The organism is Streptomyces sp. ME19-01-6, from assembly GCF_033793745.1.
In the GTDB taxonomy this organism is placed as follows: domain Bacteria; phylum Actinomycetota; class Actinomycetes; order Streptomycetales; family Streptomycetaceae; genus Streptomyces.
The window spans coordinates 139,302-156,919 of the sequence record NZ_JARAXF010000020.1 but is presented as its reverse complement, the minus strand read 5'-3'; the positions used below and the strand labels follow the sequence as shown (position 1 = coordinate 156,919).

Here is a 17,618-nt window from a genome sequence, read left to right as displayed (position 1 = left end):
CTACCGGCTGCCCCGCCCGGTGGGTGCCCGGGGCCGGGGCGCGCGGCTCCGGGGCACGCGGCCGGTCGCGGCCAGCAGCGCGATCGCCGCGAGCGCGGCCACCAGGACCAGCATCAGGAACAGCACCGTCAGGACGGTGGGGTGGTTCCAGGCGCCGAACGCGGCGACCGTCGGCAGCAGCACCCCGAACGTCAGCCCCCGGCGGTGGCCCGCGGCCCAGGTGCCGGCCCGCCCGGTGCGCAGCCCGCGGGCCGCGCTCCAGCGCGCGGCGGCGTCGGCGGCGCGATCGGCGCCCTCGCGCGCCGCGCGGGGCAGTCGGCCCGGCCCCGCCAGGTAGGCGCCCGACGCGACGACGAGGCCGAGCACGCCCGTGGTGCGGACGGTGATCCACAATCCGCGCAGCAGCGTGTCGCAGACGGCCGCCGCGGCCGCCTGGGACAGCACGCTCGGCGGCAGGTGGTCGAGGCAGTACCGGCGGGCGACGGCCATGCCCGCGGCCAGGGCGAGAGAGATGACGGCGGTCCCCAGCGCGGCGCGGGCCAGGGCGCCACGGCGCCGGCGCGCGAGCAGGACGCCGGATGTGCCGAGCAGCGCGGTCAGCCCGGGCAGCCAGGCGCCGGCCAGGTCCAGCAGGCGCGCCCCGGATCTGACCCGGCCCAGTTGGGCGGAGTGGAACAGGACCATGCGCCGGTCGACGTCGGGGATGGCGCTCGCCGAGGGGAGTCCGGCGTTCAGCAGCTGCCGCTTGACCTTCTCGACGGCCGCGCCCATGTCCAGGGTCACGGTGTCGCCCTTCACTCCGACCGGCCCGTGCCCCTCTCCGGTGAGCACGTGGACGAGAGCGGAGTGGGCGGCCCGGTTGGCGCCGACCCACACCGCCGGGAACTGGTCGCCGCGCACGACGTGCGCCGCCACCCTCGTCAACGCCTGGTCGACGGCCGGGTCCAGCTTGGGCCCGAGCCCCTCGACGGCGTCGGCGGCCGTCGGCGGAAGCCCCTGGCGGCGCAGCCAGGAAGCGATGTCCGAGGTGAGGTCCCGGCCGCTGCGGCGGGCGTCCAGGGCCCGGCGGACATGCCGCAGCGCGGCGTCCTGGATGGCCGGGTCCTTCGCGAGCGGAGAGACCGTCGCGACGTAGCGGTCGGTGTCGAGGACGACGTCGTGGAGCCACACCGACACCAGGGACACCGGTACGAGCAGACAGGCGAGCGAGATCAGCAACCCCGACGCGGCGCTCCTGGCGACGCCTCCGAACCCCCGGGCCGCGGGATGGCGCACCCGGCCGCCGCCCGCCCCCGCGGCGGAGTGGTCGTGCGGTGGCTTCGGCGGATTCGGCGGATTCGGCGGATTCGGCGGCGGGGGGCTGCCCGGTGACTGGTCGGGGGCGCCGGTCATGACAACATCTCCCGCCTTCCCCGGCGGCAGCGCATCCCGGGTGAGGCGTCAGAGTGAACTCATGCGGCGTGAACCCGTGCGGCCGAGGTCGGCTCGTGGCGGGAGCCCGGCCCCGCGAGGTCAGCTCGTGGCGGGAGCCCGGCCCGACAAGGTGTCCAGAGTGGCGCGGTCCAGGCCGGTCAGCCGCTCCACCTCCTCGCCGTCCACCGCTCCGCAGTCCAGGCCGCGCAGCAGGTAGCCGCTGAGGGCCTTGGCCGTGGCCGGTTCGTCGGCGATGGCGCCCCCGGCGCCGTCCACGCGGTTGACGTACGCGGCCAGGCGGGCCGCGGCCTGGGGCAGGCCCTCCCGGTAGAAGGCGTAGACGGCGGCGTAACGGGTCGGCAGATGGCCGGGGTGCATGTCCCACCCCTGGTAGTACGCGCGCGCCAGCGACCGTCGCACCAGGCGGTGGTGGAGCCGCCAGGCCTCGTGGACCTGCTCGGCCGAGCCGACGGGCAGCACGTTGGTCGAGCCGTCGGAGAGCCTGACGCCGGTGCCGGCGGCGGCGACCTGCATGACGGCCTTGGCGTGGTCGGCGACGGGGTGGTCCATGGACTGGTGGGCGGCGCTGACCCCACAGGAGGCGCTGTAGTCGAAGGTTCCGTAGTGCAGCCCGGTGGCCCGGCCGTCGGCGGCGTCGATCATGCGGGCGACGGTGGCGCGGCCGTCAGGGCCGAGAACGGCCTGGGTGGTCTCGATCTGGATCTCGAAGCCGATCCGGCCCGCGGCCAGGCCGTGCGCCTGCTCGAACGCCTCGCACAGCCGGACCATGGCGGTGATCTGCTCGGCGTAGGTGACCTTCGGCAGGGTGAGGACGAGTCCGCCCGGCAGGCCTCCGGCGTCCATCAGCCCGGTGAGAAAGATGTCGAGGGTGCGGATGCCGCGGTCACGGACGGCGGATTCCATGCACTTCATGCGGATGCCGATGTACGGCGGCGCGGCGCCTTCCGCGACGGCGGCGGCGACCAGGGCGGCCGCGCGGGCGGCCGCGGCGTCCTCCTCGGCGTCGGGACGCGGGCCGTAGCCGTCCTCGAAGTCGACGCGCAGGTCCTCGATGGGCTCGCGCGCCAGCTTGGCGCGCACCCGCGCGTAAACCGGCTCGGCGAGGTCGTCCTGGATGCCGAGGACGGCGGCCAGCGCCGCGGGGGCGGGGGCGTATGCGTCGAGCGCGGCGAGCGCCTGGTCGCCCCAGTCGCGGACGGTGCCCGCGGTGAAGAGGTCGGCGGGGACGTAGACGGTGTGGACGGGCTGGCGGGTGCCGGGGTCGCCGGGGTAGCGGCGGGCGAGTTCGGCGTCGACGCCGGCGAGGGAGGCGGCGATCCCGTCACGTACGGCGCCGGGAAGACTGGTCGCGAACGTCTCTTGCTGCCCCATCCTCGTACCTTCCATCGCGCCGCCAACCTTTCCGCACTGCGGAATCCATAATCCGTAAAGTGAAGTTATCCGCGGCTCGATCGCAGGTCAACACCCCCGGACACGCACGCGGCCCCCGCGTGCGGCGCGTCGTCCGCACACGGGGGCCGTCCGGCGAGGTGTCAGCCCTTGCGGGTCTTGATCTCCTCGGTCAGCTGCGGGACCACCTCGAAGAGGTCGCCGACGACGCCGTAGTCGACGAGGTCGAAGATCGGGGCCTCGGCGTCCTTGTTGATGGCCACGATGGTCTTGGAGGTCTGCATGCCGGCCCGGTGCTGGATCGCACCGGAGATGCCGGTGGCGATGTACAGCTGCGGGGAGACCGACTTGCCGGTCTGGCCGACCTGGTTGGTGTGCGGGTACCAGCCCGCGTCCACCGCGGCGCGCGAGGCGCCCACGGCGGCGCCGAGCGAGTCGGCCAGCGCCTCGACGAGGGGGAAGTTCTCCGCGCCGCCGACGCCGCGGCCGCCGGAGACCACGATCGCGGCCTCGGTCAGCTCCGGGCGGCCGGTGGACTCGCGCGGGGTGCGCGAGGTGACCTTGGTGCCGCCGGCCTGGTCCGAGAAGGTCACGGACAGCGCCTCGACGGCACCGGCGGCCGGGGCGGCCTCCACGGCCGCGCTGTTGGGCTTGACGGTGATGACCGGGGTGCCGTTGGTGATCCGGGACTTGGTGGTGAACGCCGCCGCGAACACCGACTGGGTCGCGACCGGGCCCTCGTCACCGGCCTCCAGGTCGATGGCGTCGGTGATGATGCCCGAGTCGATCCGGACGGCCAGGCGGGCGGCGATCTCCTTGCCCTCGGCGGAGGAGGGCACCAGCACGGCGGCCGGGGAGACGGCCTTGTAGGCGGCCTGCAGCGCGTCCACCTTCGGTACGACGAGGTAGTCGGCGTACTCCGGGGCGTCGTGCGTGAGCACCTTCACCGCGCCGTGCTCGGCGAGCGTGGCGGCGGTGTCGGCGGCACCGTTGCCGAGAGCGACGGCCACCGGCTCGCCGATCCGGCGGGCCAGGGTCAGCAGCTCCAGGGTGGGCTTGCGGACGGCGCCGTCCACGTGGTCGACATAGACGAGGACTTCAGCCATGGGAATCGATCTCCTGCGGAAAAATGCGGGCGGTTGGCGGTGCGTCGGGCGCGGCCGGGTCAGATGAACTTCTGACCGGCCAGGCTGCATCAAACGAATTTGCGCTCCGCGAGAAAGGCGGCGAGCTGCTTGCCGCCCTCGCCCTCGTCCTTGACGATCGTGCCCGCGGTGCGGGCCGGGCGCTCCGCGGCGCTGTCGACCGCGGTCCAGGCGCCCTCCAGGCCGACCTCGTCCGCCTCGATCTCCAGGTCCTCCAGGTCCCAGGAGGTCACCGGCTTCTTCTTGGCGGCCATGATGCCCTTGAAGGAGGGGTAACGGGCCTCGCCCGACTGGTCCGTCACGGATACGACGGCGGGCAGCGACGCCTCCAGCTGCTCACTCGCGGTGTCCCCGTCCCGGCGGCCCTTCACGGTGCCGTCCTCGACCGAGACCTCCGACAGCAGCGTGACCTGCGGGACGCCCAGGCGCTCGGCCAGCAACGCGGGCAGCACGCCCATGGTGCCGTCGGTGGAGGCCATGCCACAGACGACCAGGTCGTAGCCGGTCTTCTCGATGGCCTTGGCCAGCACCAGCGAGGTGCCCAGCACATCCGTGCCGTGCAGGTCGTCGTCCTCGACGTGGACGGCCTTGTCGGCACCCATGGACAGCGCCTTGCGCAGCGCGTCCTTGGCGTCCTCGGGGCCGACGGTCAAGACGGTGATCTCGGCGTCAGCCCCTTCCCGCTGGCGCTCCTCGGCGATCTGGAGGGCCTGCTCGACCGCGTACTCGTCCAGCTCGGAGAGCAGGCCGTCCACGTCGTCGCGGTCGACGGTCAAGTCTTCGGCGAAGTGCCGGTCGCCGGTGGCGTCGGGCACGTACTTCACACAGACAACGATCCTCAAGCTCACGCCGGCTCTCCCACTGCATCGTCTCTTCGTCAGCTGCCTTGTGCAGGCAGCATAGGCGCCTTCGGGTGCGGATTCCGGCCGGTCGGCGACCGGGGCGGCCCCTGCACCGATCGAAATATTACTCGTCAGTACATCCAGCTCGTTCCCCGTAGGCAACCCGGTTGAACTGTGACCTTGCCAACGGACGCCGTCGGCGACTCAGACCGCCGCGCCGAGCGCCGCGATCACATCCGCCGTACGCGGCTGCCCGGCCGCGCGGCGCACGATGCGGCCCTGGGCGTCGAGCACCAGCACCGTGGGGGTCCGTACCACGTCCAGTCTGCGCACCAGGTCCAGACGCGCCTCGGCGTCGATCTCCACATGCGCCACGCCGTCCACCATCCGGGCGACGTCGGCCAGGACGCGCCGGGTGGCCCGGCAAGGCTGGCAGAACGCACTGGAGAACTGCACGAGCGTCGCCCGCTCCCCCAGCCGCGCACCGAGTTCCGCGGCATCCAGCCGCCCGCCGTGGTCCGGCTCGCCCTGCCCGCTTCGCACCCGCTGTCCTTCCAGTCGTCCCCGGTTCCGTCCCTCGCCGGGTGCAGCGCCGAAGCCCCCGCGGACATTCCGTGCCGCCACCCGCGCGGGTATCCCTCTTTGGGCCCGTTCGGCGTACGCCCGGGCCCGACGTGATGAGGATCTCCCGGCCCCACGGGTCCGCCCGGTAGGCAGAGGGGCGCGACATGGGGCACCATCTGCCAGAAGCCCGAACCTACGGCCGCGTAACTTCCGTCGGGAGAGCCCTCCCAGGAGAAGAGAAGGGTCCCCCCATGGCAGAGCTCGTCTACCCGCCCGTGATCGGTGCCGCCCGCACCATGTTCAAGGCGCTGGATCTGCGCTTCGACATCAAGGGCACCGAGAACATCCCCAAGCGGGGCGGCGCGGTTCTGGTGAGCAACCACATCGGCTATCTCGACTTCGTCTTCTGCGGGCTGACCGCGCGTCCGGCCAAGCGCCTGGTCCGCTTCATGGCCAAGGAGTCGGTCTTCCGGCACAAGGTCGCCGGGCCGCTGATGCGCGCGATGAAGCACATCCCGGTCGACCGCGCGGCGGGCATGGACGCGTACCGGCACGCGCTGCGGGCGCTGCGCTCGGGCGAGATCATCGGGGTGTTCCCCGAGGCGACGATCTCCGAGTCGTTCACCCTCAAGAACTTCAAGACGGGCGCGGCCCGGCTGGCCCAGGAGGCGGGCGTACCGCTGCTGCCGATGGCGCTGTGGGGCACCCAGCGGCTGTGGACCAAGGGCCAGAAGCGCGATCTGGGCCGCAACCACTTCCCGATCACGATGCGGGTGGGCGCGCCCATGGAGGCCGACCCGACCGAGCCGTCGGACACGCTCACCGAGCGTGTGCGCGCCCGGGTGCAGGAGCTGCTGGAGGCGGCGCAGCGGGCGTACCCGGTGCGGCCCAGGAACGCGGACGACACCTGGTGGGTCCCGGCCCACCTCGGCGGCACCGCGCCCACCCCGGCCCAGGCGGCCGGGCTCGACCGCCGCTGACCGCTCTCCGACGAGGCCCGCTCCGCCCTGGCCCTGCCCGGGCCCTGTCCGACCGGCTGTTCCGTCGGCTGGACAGGGCCCGGGGAAGCGCTACACCTTGCCCATCTCCTCCCGGAGCGCGGCGACGAAGCCGTCGACGTCCTCCTCCGTCGTGTCGAAGGAGCACATCCACCGCACGTCGCCCGCCGCCTCGTCCCAGAAGTAGAAGCGGTACCGCTTCTGCAGGCGTTCGGCCGCATCGTGCGGCAGCCGCGCGAAGACGGCGTTGGCCTGGACCGGGTGGAGGATCTCCACCCCCTCGACCGTACGGACCCCCCCGGCCAGCCGCCGGGCCATGGTGTTGGCGTGGCGGGCGTTGCGCAGCCACAGATCGCGGGCGAGCAGCGCCTCCAGCTGTACGGAGAGGAACCGCATCTTGGACGTCAGCTGCATGGACAGCTTGCGCAGGTGCTTCATGCCGCGGACGGCGTCCGGGTCGAGGACCACCACGGCCTCGCCGAAGAGCATGCCGTTCTTGGTGCCGCCGAAGGACAGCACGTCCACGCCCACCACATTGGTGAAGGCGCGCATCGGCACGTCCAGGGACGCGGCCGCGTTCGCTATCCGGGCCCCGTCGAGGTGCACCTTCATGCCGCGCTCGTGGGCGTGGTCGCAGATGGCGCGGATCTCGTCCACGGTGTAGACGGTGCCCAGCTCGGTGTTCTGGGCGATGGAGACGACCTGGGGCATGGCCCGGTGCTCGTCGTCCCAGCCGTACGCCTCGCGGTCGATGAGCTCGGGGGTGAGCTTGCCGTCCTCGGTGGGCACGGTGAGCAGCTTCAGCCCGCCCACGCGCTCGGGAGCGCCGCACTCGTCGACGTGGATGTGTGCGGTGTCGGCCGTGATGACCGCGCCCCATCGGTCGGTGAGCGCCTGGAGGGCGACCACATTGGCGCCGGTGCCGTTGAAGACCGGGAAGGTCTGCGCCGTGGCCCCGAAGTGGCTGCGCATCACCCGCTGCAGATGCTCGGTGTACTCGTCCTCGCCGTAGGCGACCTGGTGGCCGCCGTTGGCGAGGGCGAGCGCGGCGAGGATCTCCGGATGGGCTCCCGCGTAGTTGTCGCTGGCGAATCCGCGCAGCTCGGGGTCGTGGTGGCGGCGGGCGTCGGTACGCCCTGGGATCACGGCTTGGGGGTCAGCCACAGACGGGTTCCGTTCACTTCCCGGGCGGGCCGGTCCCAGACTCCGGCGATGGCCTCGGCCAGCTCCTTGACATCCGTGAAGCCCGCGAACTTCGCGTTGGGGCGCTCCGCTCGCATGGCGTCGTGCACCAGCGCCTTGACCACCAGGATGACAGCGGCCGCGGCCGGGCCGCCCTCGTCCCCCAGCTTCCGGAAGGAGTCGCCGAGCGCGAGCGTCCAGGCCTCGGCGGCGGCCTTGGCGGCGGCGTACGCGGCGTTCCCGGCGGTGGGCTGGGAGGCACCCGCCGCGCTGATCAGGACATAGCGCCCCTTGCCGCTGCGCAGCAGGGCGTCGTGGAAGGCCAGCGAGGTGTGCTGGGCGGTCCTGATCAGCAGGTTGTGCAGGGTGTCCCAGTCGGCGAGCGGGGCGTCAGCGAAGGTCTTGCTGCCGCGCCAGCCGCCGACCAGGTGCACCAGGCCGTCCACCCGGCCGAACTCCTTCTCGGTGCGGTCGGCCCATTCGCGGGCCGCGCGCAGGTCGAGCAGGTCGACGGTGTCGCCGGTGACGGTGGCCCCGCCGTGGGCGTAGCGGGCGGCATCCACGGCTTCGGCCAGCCGGGCGGGGTCCGCGTCGGAGGCGATGACGGTGGCCCCCGCCTCGGCGAGGCGGAGCAGCACGGCGCGGCCCGCCGGGCCCGCCGCGCCGGCCACCGCGACCACGGCTCCGTCCAGGAGCCCCTTGCCGTTCGGCTCGTTCGGGGTGGGGCTCGACGTCAGTGTGGTCATGGTCGTGGCCTCCTCGTGCCCTGCGCTCACCCCTGCCACCGGCTTCACGCCGCCGCCTGTGCGCTGCTGTCGGCCGTAATGCCCTTGGTGGAGGCGACCACGGCGCGCAGCTTCTTGGCGAGCGCCTCGTAGAACATGCTGAGCGGGAACTCGTCGGGGAGCACGTCGTCCACCAGCTTGCGCGGCGGCTGGGTGAGGTCAAGGGCGTCAGGGCCCTTGGCCCACACCGAGCCGGGGTGCGGGGCCAGGTAGGACGACACCAGCTCGTACGCCTTGAACCAGTGGACGAGCTTGGGGCGGTCGATGCCGTCCCGGTACAGCTTCTCGATCTCGCCGCACAGCTGGTTGGTGACCTGCGGGGCGCGGACCCAGTCGATGTGCAGGGTGTTGTCCGTCCAGCGTACGACGTCGTGCTGGTGCAGATAGGCGAAGAGCAGCTGGCCGCCGAGCCCGTCGTAGTTGCGTACGCGGTCGCCGGTGACGGGGAACCGGAACATCCGGTCGAAGATCACGGCGTACTGCACGTCGCGGGCCTGGGCGATCCCCTCGGCCTCCAGCTTCACGGCCTCCTTGAAGGCGGTGAGGTCACAGCGCAGCTCCTCCAGGCCGTACATCCAGAACGGCTGGCGCTGCTTGATCATGAAGGGGTCGAAGGGCAGGTCGCCATGGCTGTGGGTGCGGTCGTGGACCATGTCCCACAGGGCGAACGCCTCCTGGCAGCGCCGCTGGTCGGCGAGCATGCCCTGGACGTCCTCGGGGAGTTCGACGCGCAGCGCCTGGACGGCGGCCTCGCTCACCCGCCGGAAACGGGCGGCCTCGCGGTCACAGAAGATCCCTCCCCAGCTGAAGCGCTCCGGGACCTCGCGGACGGCGATGGTCTCGGGGAAGAGCACCGCGGAGTTGGTGTCGTAGCCGGAGGTGAAGTCCTCGAAGGCCAGGCCGATGAAGAGCGGGTTGTCGTAGCGGGTGCGCTCGAGCTCGGCCAGCCACTCCGGCCACACCACGCGCACCACCAGCGCTTCCAGGTTGCGGTCCGGGTTGCCGTTCTGCGTGTACATCGGGAAGACGACCAGGTGCTGCAGGCCGTCGGCGCGCCCGCGGGCGGGCTGGAAGGCGAGCAGCGAGTCGAGGAAGTCCGGCACCCCGAAGCCGCCCTCGGCCCAGCGGCGCAGATCGGCGACGAGTGCTCGGTGGTACGCGGCGTCGTGCGGCAGCAGCGGGGCCAGCTCCTCGACAGCCCGCACGACCCGGTCGACGGCGGCCCGGACCCCGGAGCGGGGTGGAGCGCCGTCGGCCTCGAAGTCGATCGAGCCGTCCTTGGACTGCCAGGGCCTGATGGTCTCCACGGCGTCCTTGAGTGCGGGCCAGGACGGGTGCTCCACTATGCGATCTCCACGCTCCGCAGACAGAATGACACCCTCCGCCACCATAGACGAAAGAATTTCCGTCATAACCACACCTCCACCGAAGAAACTCACGTCAAGACACCGTATCCATCAGTGCTTCTCCGGCTCAAGTGGTGGCGCCGGAAATTATCCTGCCCCACCCCCTCCACGCCGCTGTTTTTCCTGCGATACATGGGCCCGTAGCCGACCCGCGCACCTGCCGCGGCCCCGTCTTAACCCCCGCGTCGCGGTGGGCCGTTACGCTGATCGCCGGTCCGGGCAGCCGCCTCAGCCCGGCCGGCAGAGCCGACAGAAGAGCGAGACACCGTTGACCTTTCTCACCATCGGACACCGCGGAGTGATGGGCGTCGAGCCGGAGAACACCCTCCGGTCCTTCCTTCGGGCCGAGCACGAGGGCCTGGACGTCATCGAGCTGGACCTGCACCTGAGCAAGGACGGCGCACTCGTGGTGATGCACGACGCCGACGTGGACCGCACGACCGACGGCCAAGGGCCCATCATCGACTTCACCCTCGCGGAGCTGCGCGAGCTCGACGCCGGGCAGGGCGAGCGCATCCCGGTCTTCGAGGAGGTCGTGGACGCCGTGCGGGCGCCCCTCCAGGCGGAGATCAAGGACACCGCGGCCGCGCGGGCGCTCGCCGAGGTGATCACCCGCCGCAACCTGCTCGACCGCGTGGACGTGATCTCCTTCCACGACGAGGCCCTCGCCGAGATCCGCACCCTCCTGCCGACCGCCCGCACCGCGCTCGTCGCCAGCCGCTACGGCCTCGATGTGATCGACCGGGCGCGGGAGGTCGACGCCGGGATGCTGGTCCTCAACATCCGCCGGCTCACCCTGGAGCTCGTACAGCGCGCCCACGCGGCCGGCCTCAGGGTCATCGGATGGACGGTGAACACCCCGGACCATCTGAAGCTGGCCCGGGGGCTGGGCCTCGACGGCGGCACCACCGACTACCCCGAGATCAGGCGAGCGGCCCGCTACACGGCGTGACCGGGCCCGCGCCCGCTTCTGCGGTTTTCGGCGGGCCTCACCCCAGCGGCTTGACCAGCAGCTCGAACTCGAGATCGGCGCGGCGCGGGATACCGAAGCGCTCGTTCCCGTACGGGAACGGCGTCATCTCCCCCGTACGGCCGTAGCCGCGCCGCTCGTACCACGCGATCAGCTCCTCGCGGGCCGAGATCACCGTCATGCGCATCTCCCGCGCACCCCACTCGGCCCGCGCCAACCGCTCCGCCTCGGCGATGATCACCTTGCCCAGCCCGGCGCCCTGCAGCGCGGGCCGCACCGCGAACATCCCGAAGTAGACATGGTCGCCGCGGTGCTCCAGCTGGCAGCACGCCACCAGCTCACCACCCTGCTCGACCACCAGCATCCGCCCGTTCTCACCCTTCACCACGGCCGCGACCCCCTCGGGATCGGTCCGCTGCCCGCCCAGGATGTCGGCCTCCGTCGTCCAGCCCGCCCTGCTGGAGTCCCCCCGATAGGCCGACTCGATCAGCGCGACCAGCCCCGGCACATCGGCCTCGGTCGCGGCCCGGAAGGTCGGCTCGGCGGCGGGCCGGGCGGCGTCCACGGTCTCCATGGCGACGGATGTTCCTTTCCCTGCGATTCCCTGCGATATGCGACACCGCCCTGCGACGGCAGTCGACCTTAACCCGCCGCCCATGCGTAAGGTCGCGTCATGGTGCATGTACTGAGCAGCCGCACCCTGCTGCGGCCAACCGACCCCGAACGCTCCCGTGCCTTCTACGGCCAGGCCCTCGGCCTCGCGGTCTACCGGGAATTCGGCGAAGGCCCCGAGCGCGGCACGGTCTACTTCCTCGGCGGCGGCTTCCTCGAACTCTCCGGCCGCTCCGACACCCCTCCGGCTCCGGGCCTCCAGCTGTGGCTGCAGGTCGCCGACGTCGAAGCGGCGCACGAGGAACTCACGGCACGCGGCGTCGAGGTGCTGCGCCCACCGGTGAAGGAGCCCTGGGGGCTGATCGAGATGTGGATCGCCGATCCGGACGGCGTCAAGATCGCCGTCGTGGAGGTGCCGGGCGACCACCCGATGCGGTACCGACCAGGGATCTGACCCGAAGATGACGACGCCCCGCCCATGCGTCACGGGGAACGCACGAGCGGGGCGGCTCGCCTTCAGCCACCGCCCTCGAAGGACCCCGTGTTCTCGGTGAAACTGCCGTACAACCGGGCCGACAGCACTGGCGGCCGCGGGGCGTCGCACGGCACAATCCCCGGTTGTGGAGATCACCGCGCGCGCACTCAATCGAGCCACACTCAGCCGCCAACTGCTGCTGCGGCGCGAGTCGCTGGGTGTCCTCGACGCCGTCCGCCGCGTGGTCGCGCTGCAGGCGCAGTACGCCGCCTCGCCGTACCTCGCGTTGTGGAACCGGCTCGTCGGATTCGCTCCGGCGGATCTGGACGCCGCGTTCGCCGACCGCGCGGTCGTCAAGGCGACCTTGTTGCGGATCACGCTGCACGCGGTCCACGCCGACGACTACCAGGTCTTCCGCGAGGCGATGCAGCCGACGCTGTACGCCTCCCGGCTCGGCTACCGCTTCGCCGCCTCCGGCCTCACTCCGGCCGACGCCGACGAACTGGTGCCGGGGCTGCTGTCGTTCGCCGACCGGCCGCGAACGGCCGCCGAGATGGAGGCCTGGCTCGAGGAACGGCTCGGCCCCGAGAAGAAAGCCGGGGCGTGGTGGGGGCTGCGGGCGTATGCCCCACTGCTGCACGCGGCCACCGGCGGGCCGTGGTCCTTCGGCACCCGGCCGTCTTTCCGCGCGACGCGGACGGGCCCCACACTCATGGGGCGGGAGACGGACCCGGAGGCGCTGCGGAGACTCCTCCTGCGCTATCTGGAAGGGTTCGGGCCGGCATCCGTCGCGGACATGGCACAGTTCGCGCTGGTCCAGCGGGCGCCGATCCGCCAGGCGCTGCGCGAGCTCGACGGCGCGATCGAGGAGTTGCAAGGGCCCGACGGCACCACCCTGTTCGACCTCCCCGGCGCTCCGCGCCCTCCCGCGGACACCCCGGCCCCGCCCCGGCTCATGGCGATGTGGGACAGCATCCTGCTCGCCTACGCCGACCGCGGCCGCGTGATCCCCCCGGCCTACCGCCCACTGGTGACCCGCAGCAACGGCGACGTGCTGCCCACCCTGCTGGTCGACGGCTACGTCGCCGGCGTGTGGCGACCGGTCGACGGCGGCATCGAGGCGACGGCCTTCCACGAGCTCTCGCCCGCGGCGTGGGACGGACTCTCCGCGGAGGCCCGCTCCCTGACGACCCTGCTCGCCGACCGCGATCCCCGGGTCTACAGCCGCTACGACCACTGGTGGGCCAAACTCAGCGGCGCTCAGGTACGCATACTCCCGCGCTAGCCCCTTTGGGGAGATCCTTCGATTTCGGCCAGGGCGAGCTCAAAGATGCGGTGCTCGTCCTCGGTCACCGGCACGTCCGACCGCCCATCCTCCTCAGCGGCCTCCAGCCACTGGCGAATGACCACCTCGATGATGTCCGGCACCCCCGTGCCCACCAGCATCTCGGTCAACGGCCAGGCGTGCGTCGTGACGGGAAACCTCGCCGCCCGGTGATGCGCCCTGGCTTCCCGCCATATCTTCCGCGCCGCCTCCGGTCCGTCGACATGGGCCGCGTCATGCAGCAGACGGCACCAGCCGACATCGATGCGGTCCATGCAGCCGCTGAACTCACTGTCCCAGGGACTGATTTCCGCGACCCAACGGAACAACGCGAGTGCCGCGGCACGATCGCCGGCGGAGTAGAGGTCGTGCGCCTGCCCCAGCTTCGCTTCCAGCCGCCCCCGCGGTGTCGCCCCGTGCTCGGCCACGTAGGCGTCCATTTCCGCGATGTCATCGCGGAGCTCGGCTGCGAGGCTCCGTTTGTGTTCGGAATACCACCACAGCTCCGAGGTCTCGTCCTCGTCGATGCCGTGGGCTTCGGCTTCGTGCAGCAGCTCGACGGCCCGGTCGTTGTCCTCGTCCATGCCGTCCGGGTCCGTGCCGTCTTCCAGGGAGTCCAGGCGGCCGTACGCCCCGGCGAGCGCCAGGGCACCTCGCACGTTCTCGTCCAGACCTCCAGCCGCAGGATATCCGTCCACAGCTGACGCGACATCGGACCAGTCCGTCCCGTCGGTCAGCTCTCCGGCAGGGCTGAAAAACGCGGTGAATTCCGGCGGCAGCGTCCCAGAGGTGATCACTGTGGTGACACTGGCGGGAACCGACGGCAGGTCCATGATTCTCCCTCGACGCGGTCGATCAACTGTGGAGCCAGTTTCTCCTGTTCAGGAATGTCAGGGGTCGGTGCCAGAATTCCGCGATGGCGGGTAAGAGGGTTCGAAGGTCGGCCGATCGGCCGGTGAGGCTGGGCATGGTGACGGAGATACGGCTGACAGCGGAGGCCACACCAGGGGCGCCCGCTCTCCTCCTGCGCCCCTGGGTTCCTGCCGACGCCGTCGCCCTGGCCGAGCTGTATCGGGACGGCGCCCTGCGCCGCTGGGCGAGGGCGGCCGTGGACGACGAGGCGGGCGCGGCACGGTGGATCCAGGAGCAGCAACGGGGATGGCAGGCGGGGAGCCGCTTCACATTCGCTGTGGTCGAGAGCCGGACAGAGGCGCCCGGAGGGAGGCTGGCGGGCCATGTCGTGCTCAAGAACGTCGCCCCCGGCGCTCCCTCTGCGGAGGTCGGTTACTGGACCGCGGCGCACGCGCGCGGCCGGGAAGTGGCTCCCCGGGCGCTGCGCGCGCTGACCGACTGGGCCTTCACCACGTTCGCCGGTGACGGACTGACGCGTCTTGAGCTCCTGCATCAAGTGGACAACGCGGCGTCATGCCGTGTCGCGCAGAAATGCCGGTACGAACTGACCGCGCTGCTGCCCGCCGCGCCGCCCGCGTTCCCCCTCGACGGCCATCTGCACGTACGGTCTCGGTCAGCGCAGATACCCGCGCTCGTCGACGCGACGTGTCGGTGAGCCCAGGAAGACGTCCGGGGCGGCGGGGCCGTAGGCGACATTGAGGGTGTCGAGCCGGTAAAACCACTCCCCGCCGGCGTCCATGACGCCGATTATCGGCCACGGTCTCGCTCCATCGCCATCGCGACATCGCCCGGCAGTCCCTACGAGAACGAATCCAGCCCCGTCAGGTCGCTGGACAGCTCCCAGAGCCGGGCCGCCGAGGCGGGGTCCACGGCCCAGGGCTTGACGCCGCCGATCAGCATGTCGTCCGTCGTGGCGGGCTCGGCGATGTCGCAGTCCTGGCAGTACGCGCCGCCGTGGCCGTCCAGCAGGGGGGAGGTGGCGGCCCACACGGCCGTCGCCGCGCCCTGGGCCGGGGTCTTGAAGCCGTCCGCGTGCTTGCCGTCGGCGGTGATCCAGCCTTGGGCGATCTGCTCGTCACGGGGGATGTGCCGTTGGAGGGGGGTGAGGATGGAGCCCGGGTGCAGGGCGAAGGCGTGCACTCCGCTGTCCGCGCCCAGGGTGTCGAGGTGCAGGGCGAAGAGGGCGTTCGCGGTCTTGGACTGGGCGTAGGCCAGCCACCGGTCGTAGCCCGTGCGGAAATGGAGGTCGTCCCAGCGGATGTCGGAGAGGAAGTGGCCCGACGAGGCCACGGAGACCACCCGCGCCCCGCCGGCGGCCAGCGCCGGGCGGAGGCGGTTGACGAGGGCGAAGTGGCCGAGGTGGTTGATCGCGAAGTGCGCCTCCCAGCCGGGGCCGACGCGGGTCTCGGGGCAGGCCATGACGCCCGCGTTGTTGATGAGGATGTCGAGGGCTCGGCCGGTCGCCAGGAAGCGGTCGGCGAAGGCCCGTACGCTCTCCAGGTCGGACAGCTCCAGCTGCCACACCTCCGTCCCCGCGATGCCGCGCAGGGCCTCTTGTGCCGTGGCGGGCCTGCGGGCGGGGACGAGGACGCGGGCGCCGGCCCGGGTGAGGGCCCGGGTGGTCTCCAGGCCGAGGCCGGAGTAGCCGCCGGTGACCAGGGCGGTCCTGCCCGACAGGTCGATCCCGGTGAGTATGTCGTCCGCCGTGCTGTGCCCGCCGAAGCCGCTGCCGATCTTGTGTTGCTCGGTCGTCATGTCCCGGGACGCTATGACTTGGAGTGCACGCAAGGTCAAGATCGCAGCTTCGGGCCCGGCCACGCGGATCGCGCTCCCCCGTTGCCCCCGTGCGCTCCCGTGTGCCGGGCGCTCGCCGGGCAGCCTCCGGGGGATCCGTCCGTCCCGGGAGGTGCGCCGTGCACGGACCGCCGCTCGCCGGCTGGCTGCTGGTCGCGCTGTGCGCGGCCTCGGGGTCGTACTGCCTGCTGCGGATGCGCGGCGAGCCGCCCGGCCGGGTGCGGCGGGCCGCGGGGGCGGAGGCGCTGATGGGGTGGGGGATGGCGGTGATGGCGGTGCCCGCCGCGGCGCTGGACCCCCGGCCGTGGGGCCCTTCTCTGCTCGCGGCGGTGTTCGCCGTGGCGGCCGTACGGGCGCTGCTGCCCGCGGCGCGCGGCGGCGGCAGGGCGCTGGGGCATCATCTGCACCACGCCGTCGGGGCGTTGGCGATGGTCTACATGGCGCTCGCGATGGCGGTGGGCGCCCCGGCGGGGGGCGGCCACGCCGGGCACATGGCGCAGGGGCGGGCGCCGGGCGGGGTGCCGTTGCTCACGGGTGTGCTGCTCGTGTACTTCGCGGTGTATGTGGTGTGGTCGGCGACACGGCTGGCGCCGGCCGGGGCGTACGGCGGCACCGAGGGGCTCGCCGGGTCGCGGCGGCCCGAACTCGCGGACGCGTGCAGGCTGTCCATGGGGATCGGGATGCTGGCCATGCTCGTGACGCTCTGAGGGTGATAGCCACAACGAGGGATAACCACCCCTGACTAGGGCTTTGACCTGAGAAGACACCTCCGAAGTCAGTCATGGTCGGACACGGTTTCCCCTGGGTCAGACAAGATCATCTCCCATCTCTCTCCCATCTCCCACTCACGAAACACACAGAGACCGACCCCGGGGTGCACCTGGGGGTAAGCAGAGCCCGGGGTCGGCCGTTCACTGAGGGGGGTTGGAAAACGACTGGTTGATCACACGGCATGGGGCGCCCGTGACACCCACCCGTCGAGCGGGGCATCTGGATATATCAAGCGAGTTCCCAGATTCCTAGCCTGATCACTTCACCAGGGTGATCATCTAGGGGTCGGGATGGCGGAGCGGGCGCTGCATCGGCGCATCGCGGACGACCTCATCCGCCGCATCGACTCCGGCGAGTGGGCGCCCGGCGAACAGATCCCATCACGCGCCGCCCTCGCGGCGGAGTACGGCGTCCATGAACAGACCATCCGCCTCGCCGTCACTCTCCTCCGCAAGGATGGCGTTCTCGAGGGAGAGCAGCGCCAGCGCCTCTTTGTCGCCTACCCTCCGGCCGTGCGCGCACTCACCAACCCGGACGGCGACTGGCACCACGGCGGCGAAGTCCTCGACTCCGGCGCCTGCCGCGCCACCCCCGACCTGGCAGCCCGCCTCGACATCACTGTGGGCACTGCCGTCCAGTGGGAAACGCTGGAGTGCTGGGACCCAGGCGGCCGGTCGGCGCTGCTCGTCACCAGCTGGCGACGCGGCCGGCGGCGCAGGCACTCCTCCGCGGTCTTCGAGGTGGACGCCGTGCGTCTGGATGCGGGGCAGGCTCAGGCGCTGCGGCTGCCGATGGACACGGTGGTCTATCGGCTCGTGCGAACCCGTCTCGACGCTGCCGGACTTCCAGTTGAGACATCGGATTCGATCCTCCCGATGGATCGCTGGGTTCTGCGGTTCGGCCCCTACCCGCAAGGTCGGGGCCACACGGGCCGGTAGGGACTGATCAGTGAACCGCAGGTGGGCGCGTCTCGCTAGGTGTGCGGCGCAGATATATGCGATATCGACTTAACCCA

General features: G+C 71.7%; 19 protein-coding genes. 7 read left to right on the top strand and 12 right to left on the bottom strand.

Going from position 1 to position 17,618, the window contains the following annotated elements; genetic code table 11:
* The 5 genes from PV419_RS34890 to PV419_RS34870 all read right to left on the bottom strand — a co-directional run bounded on the left by PV419_RS34890 (nt 1) and on the right by PV419_RS34870 (nt 5,353).
* On the bottom strand, nt 1-1,392 hold the full coding sequence (locus PV419_RS34890) for a hypothetical protein (RefSeq protein WP_319695795.1): 1,392 nt from the start codon (nt 1,390-1,392) through the stop codon (nt 1-3).
* 120 nt (nt 1,393-1,512) lie between these two features.
* Nucleotides 1,513-2,805, bottom strand: coding sequence for a DUF6986 family protein (locus PV419_RS34885; RefSeq protein WP_319695793.1), 1,293 nt, complete (start codon nt 2,803-2,805; stop codon nt 1,513-1,515).
* A 161-nt stretch (nt 2,806-2,966) separates the two neighbouring features.
* Nucleotides 2,967-3,929: an electron transfer flavoprotein subunit alpha/FixB family protein gene (locus PV419_RS34880; RefSeq protein ID WP_319695791.1), complete on the bottom strand. Its 963-nt coding sequence runs from the start codon at nt 3,927-3,929 to the stop codon at nt 2,967-2,969.
* An 89-nt stretch (nt 3,930-4,018) separates the two neighbouring features.
* Nucleotides 4,019-4,816 (bottom strand): electron transfer flavoprotein subunit beta/FixA family protein, encoded by a 798-nt coding sequence (locus PV419_RS34875; protein WP_319695790.1) that lies wholly within the window; start codon nt 4,814-4,816, stop codon nt 4,019-4,021.
* A gap of 198 nt (nt 4,817-5,014) precedes the next feature.
* A complete protein-coding gene (locus PV419_RS34870; protein WP_319695788.1) occupies nt 5,015-5,353 on the bottom strand; it encodes a thioredoxin family protein in 339 nt (112 codons plus the stop codon).
* 272 nt (nt 5,354-5,625) lie between these two features.
* Between PV419_RS34870 and PV419_RS34865 the strand changes: the two genes are divergently transcribed.
* Entirely contained in the window at nt 5,626-6,354 is a 729-nt protein-coding gene (locus PV419_RS34865) for a lysophospholipid acyltransferase family protein (RefSeq protein ID WP_319695786.1), read from the top strand.
* A 90-nt stretch (nt 6,355-6,444) separates the two neighbouring features.
* Here PV419_RS34865 and PV419_RS34860 read toward each other — a convergent pair whose 3' ends face one another.
* Genes PV419_RS34860 through PV419_RS34850 form a run of 3 tightly spaced genes read right to left on the bottom strand, consistent with a single transcriptional unit; the run spans nt 6,445 to nt 9,751 of the window.
* Nucleotides 6,445-7,536 (bottom strand): threonine aldolase family protein, encoded by a 1,092-nt coding sequence (locus tag PV419_RS34860; protein WP_415925437.1) that lies wholly within the window; start codon nt 7,534-7,536, stop codon nt 6,445-6,447.
* Nucleotides 7,515-8,300 carry an SDR family oxidoreductase gene (locus tag PV419_RS34855; protein WP_319695784.1) on the bottom strand — a complete coding sequence of 262 codons (786 nt, stop codon included), beginning with the start codon at nt 8,298-8,300 and terminating at the stop codon, nt 7,515-7,517. The genes PV419_RS34860 and PV419_RS34855 overlap by 22 nt, the downstream gene beginning before the upstream one ends.
* 44 nt (nt 8,301-8,344) lie before the next feature.
* Nucleotides 8,345-9,751 carry a DUF6421 family protein gene (locus PV419_RS34850; protein WP_319695782.1) on the bottom strand — a complete coding sequence of 469 codons (1,407 nt, stop codon included), beginning with the start codon at nt 9,749-9,751 and terminating at the stop codon, nt 8,345-8,347.
* 262 nt (nt 9,752-10,013) lie between these two features.
* Here PV419_RS34850 and PV419_RS34845 point away from each other — a divergent pair, with 262 nt between their 5' ends.
* Complete coding sequence (locus PV419_RS34845; RefSeq protein WP_319695780.1) at nt 10,014-10,697, top strand: glycerophosphodiester phosphodiesterase; 684 nt, start codon at nt 10,014-10,016, stop codon at nt 10,695-10,697.
* Between the two features lie 37 nt (nt 10,698-10,734).
* On the opposite strand, the gene PV419_RS34840 is transcribed toward PV419_RS34845, so the two are convergent.
* A complete protein-coding gene (locus PV419_RS34840) occupies nt 10,735-11,289 on the bottom strand; it encodes a GNAT family N-acetyltransferase (RefSeq protein ID WP_319695779.1) in 555 nt (184 codons plus the stop codon).
* Between the two features lie 99 nt (nt 11,290-11,388).
* On the opposite strand from PV419_RS34840, the gene PV419_RS34835 reads away from it, so the two are divergent.
* Both PV419_RS34835 and PV419_RS34830 read left to right on the top strand, forming a co-directional pair.
* Nucleotides 11,389-11,781, top strand: coding sequence for a VOC family protein (locus tag PV419_RS34835; protein WP_319695777.1), 393 nt, complete (start codon nt 11,389-11,391; stop codon nt 11,779-11,781).
* Nucleotides 11,782-11,947: 166 nt separating this feature from the next.
* Nucleotides 11,948-13,087 carry a winged helix DNA-binding domain-containing protein gene (locus PV419_RS34830; RefSeq protein WP_319695775.1) on the top strand — a complete coding sequence of 380 codons (1,140 nt, stop codon included), beginning with the start codon at nt 11,948-11,950 and terminating at the stop codon, nt 13,085-13,087.
* On the opposite strand, the gene PV419_RS34825 is transcribed toward PV419_RS34830, so the two are convergent.
* Nucleotides 13,084-13,959, bottom strand: coding sequence for a hypothetical protein (locus PV419_RS34825; RefSeq protein WP_319695773.1), 876 nt, complete (start codon nt 13,957-13,959; stop codon nt 13,084-13,086). The two genes, PV419_RS34830 and PV419_RS34825, sit on opposite strands and share 4 nt — an antisense overlap.
* Before the next feature lie 134 nt (nt 13,960-14,093).
* Between PV419_RS34825 and PV419_RS34820 the strand changes: the two genes are divergently transcribed.
* Nucleotides 14,094-14,693 carry a GNAT family N-acetyltransferase gene (locus PV419_RS34820; protein ID WP_319695771.1) on the top strand — a complete coding sequence of 200 codons (600 nt, stop codon included), beginning with the start codon at nt 14,094-14,096 and terminating at the stop codon, nt 14,691-14,693.
* On the opposite strand, the gene PV419_RS34815 is transcribed toward PV419_RS34820, so the two are convergent.
* Nucleotides 14,652-14,777 (bottom strand): hypothetical protein, encoded by a 126-nt coding sequence (locus tag PV419_RS34815; protein ID WP_319695770.1) that lies wholly within the window; start codon nt 14,775-14,777, stop codon nt 14,652-14,654. The two genes, PV419_RS34820 and PV419_RS34815, sit on opposite strands and share 42 nt — an antisense overlap.
* A gap of 59 nt (nt 14,778-14,836) precedes the next feature.
* Nucleotides 14,837-15,793 carry an SDR family NAD(P)-dependent oxidoreductase gene (locus PV419_RS34810; protein ID WP_319695768.1) on the bottom strand — a complete coding sequence of 319 codons (957 nt, stop codon included), beginning with the start codon at nt 15,791-15,793 and terminating at the stop codon, nt 14,837-14,839.
* Between the two features lie 158 nt (nt 15,794-15,951).
* Between PV419_RS34810 and PV419_RS34805 the strand changes: the two genes are divergently transcribed.
* Both PV419_RS34805 and PV419_RS34800 read left to right on the top strand, forming a co-directional pair.
* Nucleotides 15,952-16,539 carry a DUF5134 domain-containing protein gene (locus PV419_RS34805; protein WP_319695766.1) on the top strand — a complete coding sequence of 196 codons (588 nt, stop codon included), beginning with the start codon at nt 15,952-15,954 and terminating at the stop codon, nt 16,537-16,539.
* A 354-nt stretch (nt 16,540-16,893) separates the two neighbouring features.
* Nucleotides 16,894-17,541: a GntR family transcriptional regulator gene (locus PV419_RS34800; RefSeq protein ID WP_319695764.1), complete on the top strand. Its 648-nt coding sequence runs from the start codon at nt 16,894-16,896 to the stop codon at nt 17,539-17,541.
* Nucleotides 17,542-17,618: the final 77 nt, after the last annotated feature.

Excerpts from the sequence above, each read along its gene's own strand:
- PV419_RS34890 (WP_319695795.1), bottom strand. The coding sequence starts at position 1,392 with ATGACCGGCGCCCCCGACCAGTCACCGGGCAGCCCCCCGCCGCCGAAT.
- PV419_RS34885 (WP_319695793.1), bottom strand. The coding sequence starts at position 2,805 with ATGGGGCAGCAAGAGACGTTCGCGACCAGTCTTCCCGGCGCCGTACGT.
- PV419_RS34880 (WP_319695791.1), bottom strand. The coding sequence starts at position 3,929 with ATGGCTGAAGTCCTCGTCTATGTCGACCACGTGGACGGCGCCGTCCGC.
- PV419_RS34865 (WP_319695786.1), top strand. The coding sequence starts at position 5,626 with ATGGCAGAGCTCGTCTACCCGCCCGTGATCGGTGCCGCCCGCACCATG.
- PV419_RS34855 (WP_319695784.1), bottom strand. The coding sequence starts at position 8,300 with ATGACCACACTGACGTCGAGCCCCACCCCGAACGAGCCGAACGGCAAG.
- PV419_RS34850 (WP_319695782.1), bottom strand. The coding sequence starts at position 9,751 with ATGACGGAAATTCTTTCGTCTATGGTGGCGGAGGGTGTCATTCTGTCT.
- PV419_RS34840 (WP_319695779.1), bottom strand. The coding sequence starts at position 11,289 with ATGGAGACCGTGGACGCCGCCCGGCCCGCCGCCGAGCCGACCTTCCGG.
- PV419_RS34835 (WP_319695777.1), top strand. The coding sequence starts at position 11,389 with ATGGTGCATGTACTGAGCAGCCGCACCCTGCTGCGGCCAACCGACCCC.
- PV419_RS34825 (WP_319695773.1), bottom strand. The coding sequence starts at position 13,959 with ATGGACCTGCCGTCGGTTCCCGCCAGTGTCACCACAGTGATCACCTCT.
- PV419_RS34820 (WP_319695771.1), top strand. The coding sequence starts at position 14,094 with ATGGTGACGGAGATACGGCTGACAGCGGAGGCCACACCAGGGGCGCCC.
- PV419_RS34815 (WP_319695770.1), bottom strand. The coding sequence starts at position 14,777 with ATGGACGCCGGCGGGGAGTGGTTTTACCGGCTCGACACCCTCAATGTC.
- PV419_RS34810 (WP_319695768.1), bottom strand. The coding sequence starts at position 15,793 with ATGACGACCGAGCAACACAAGATCGGCAGCGGCTTCGGCGGGCACAGC.
- PV419_RS34800 (WP_319695764.1), top strand. The coding sequence starts at position 16,894 with ATGGCGGAGCGGGCGCTGCATCGGCGCATCGCGGACGACCTCATCCGC.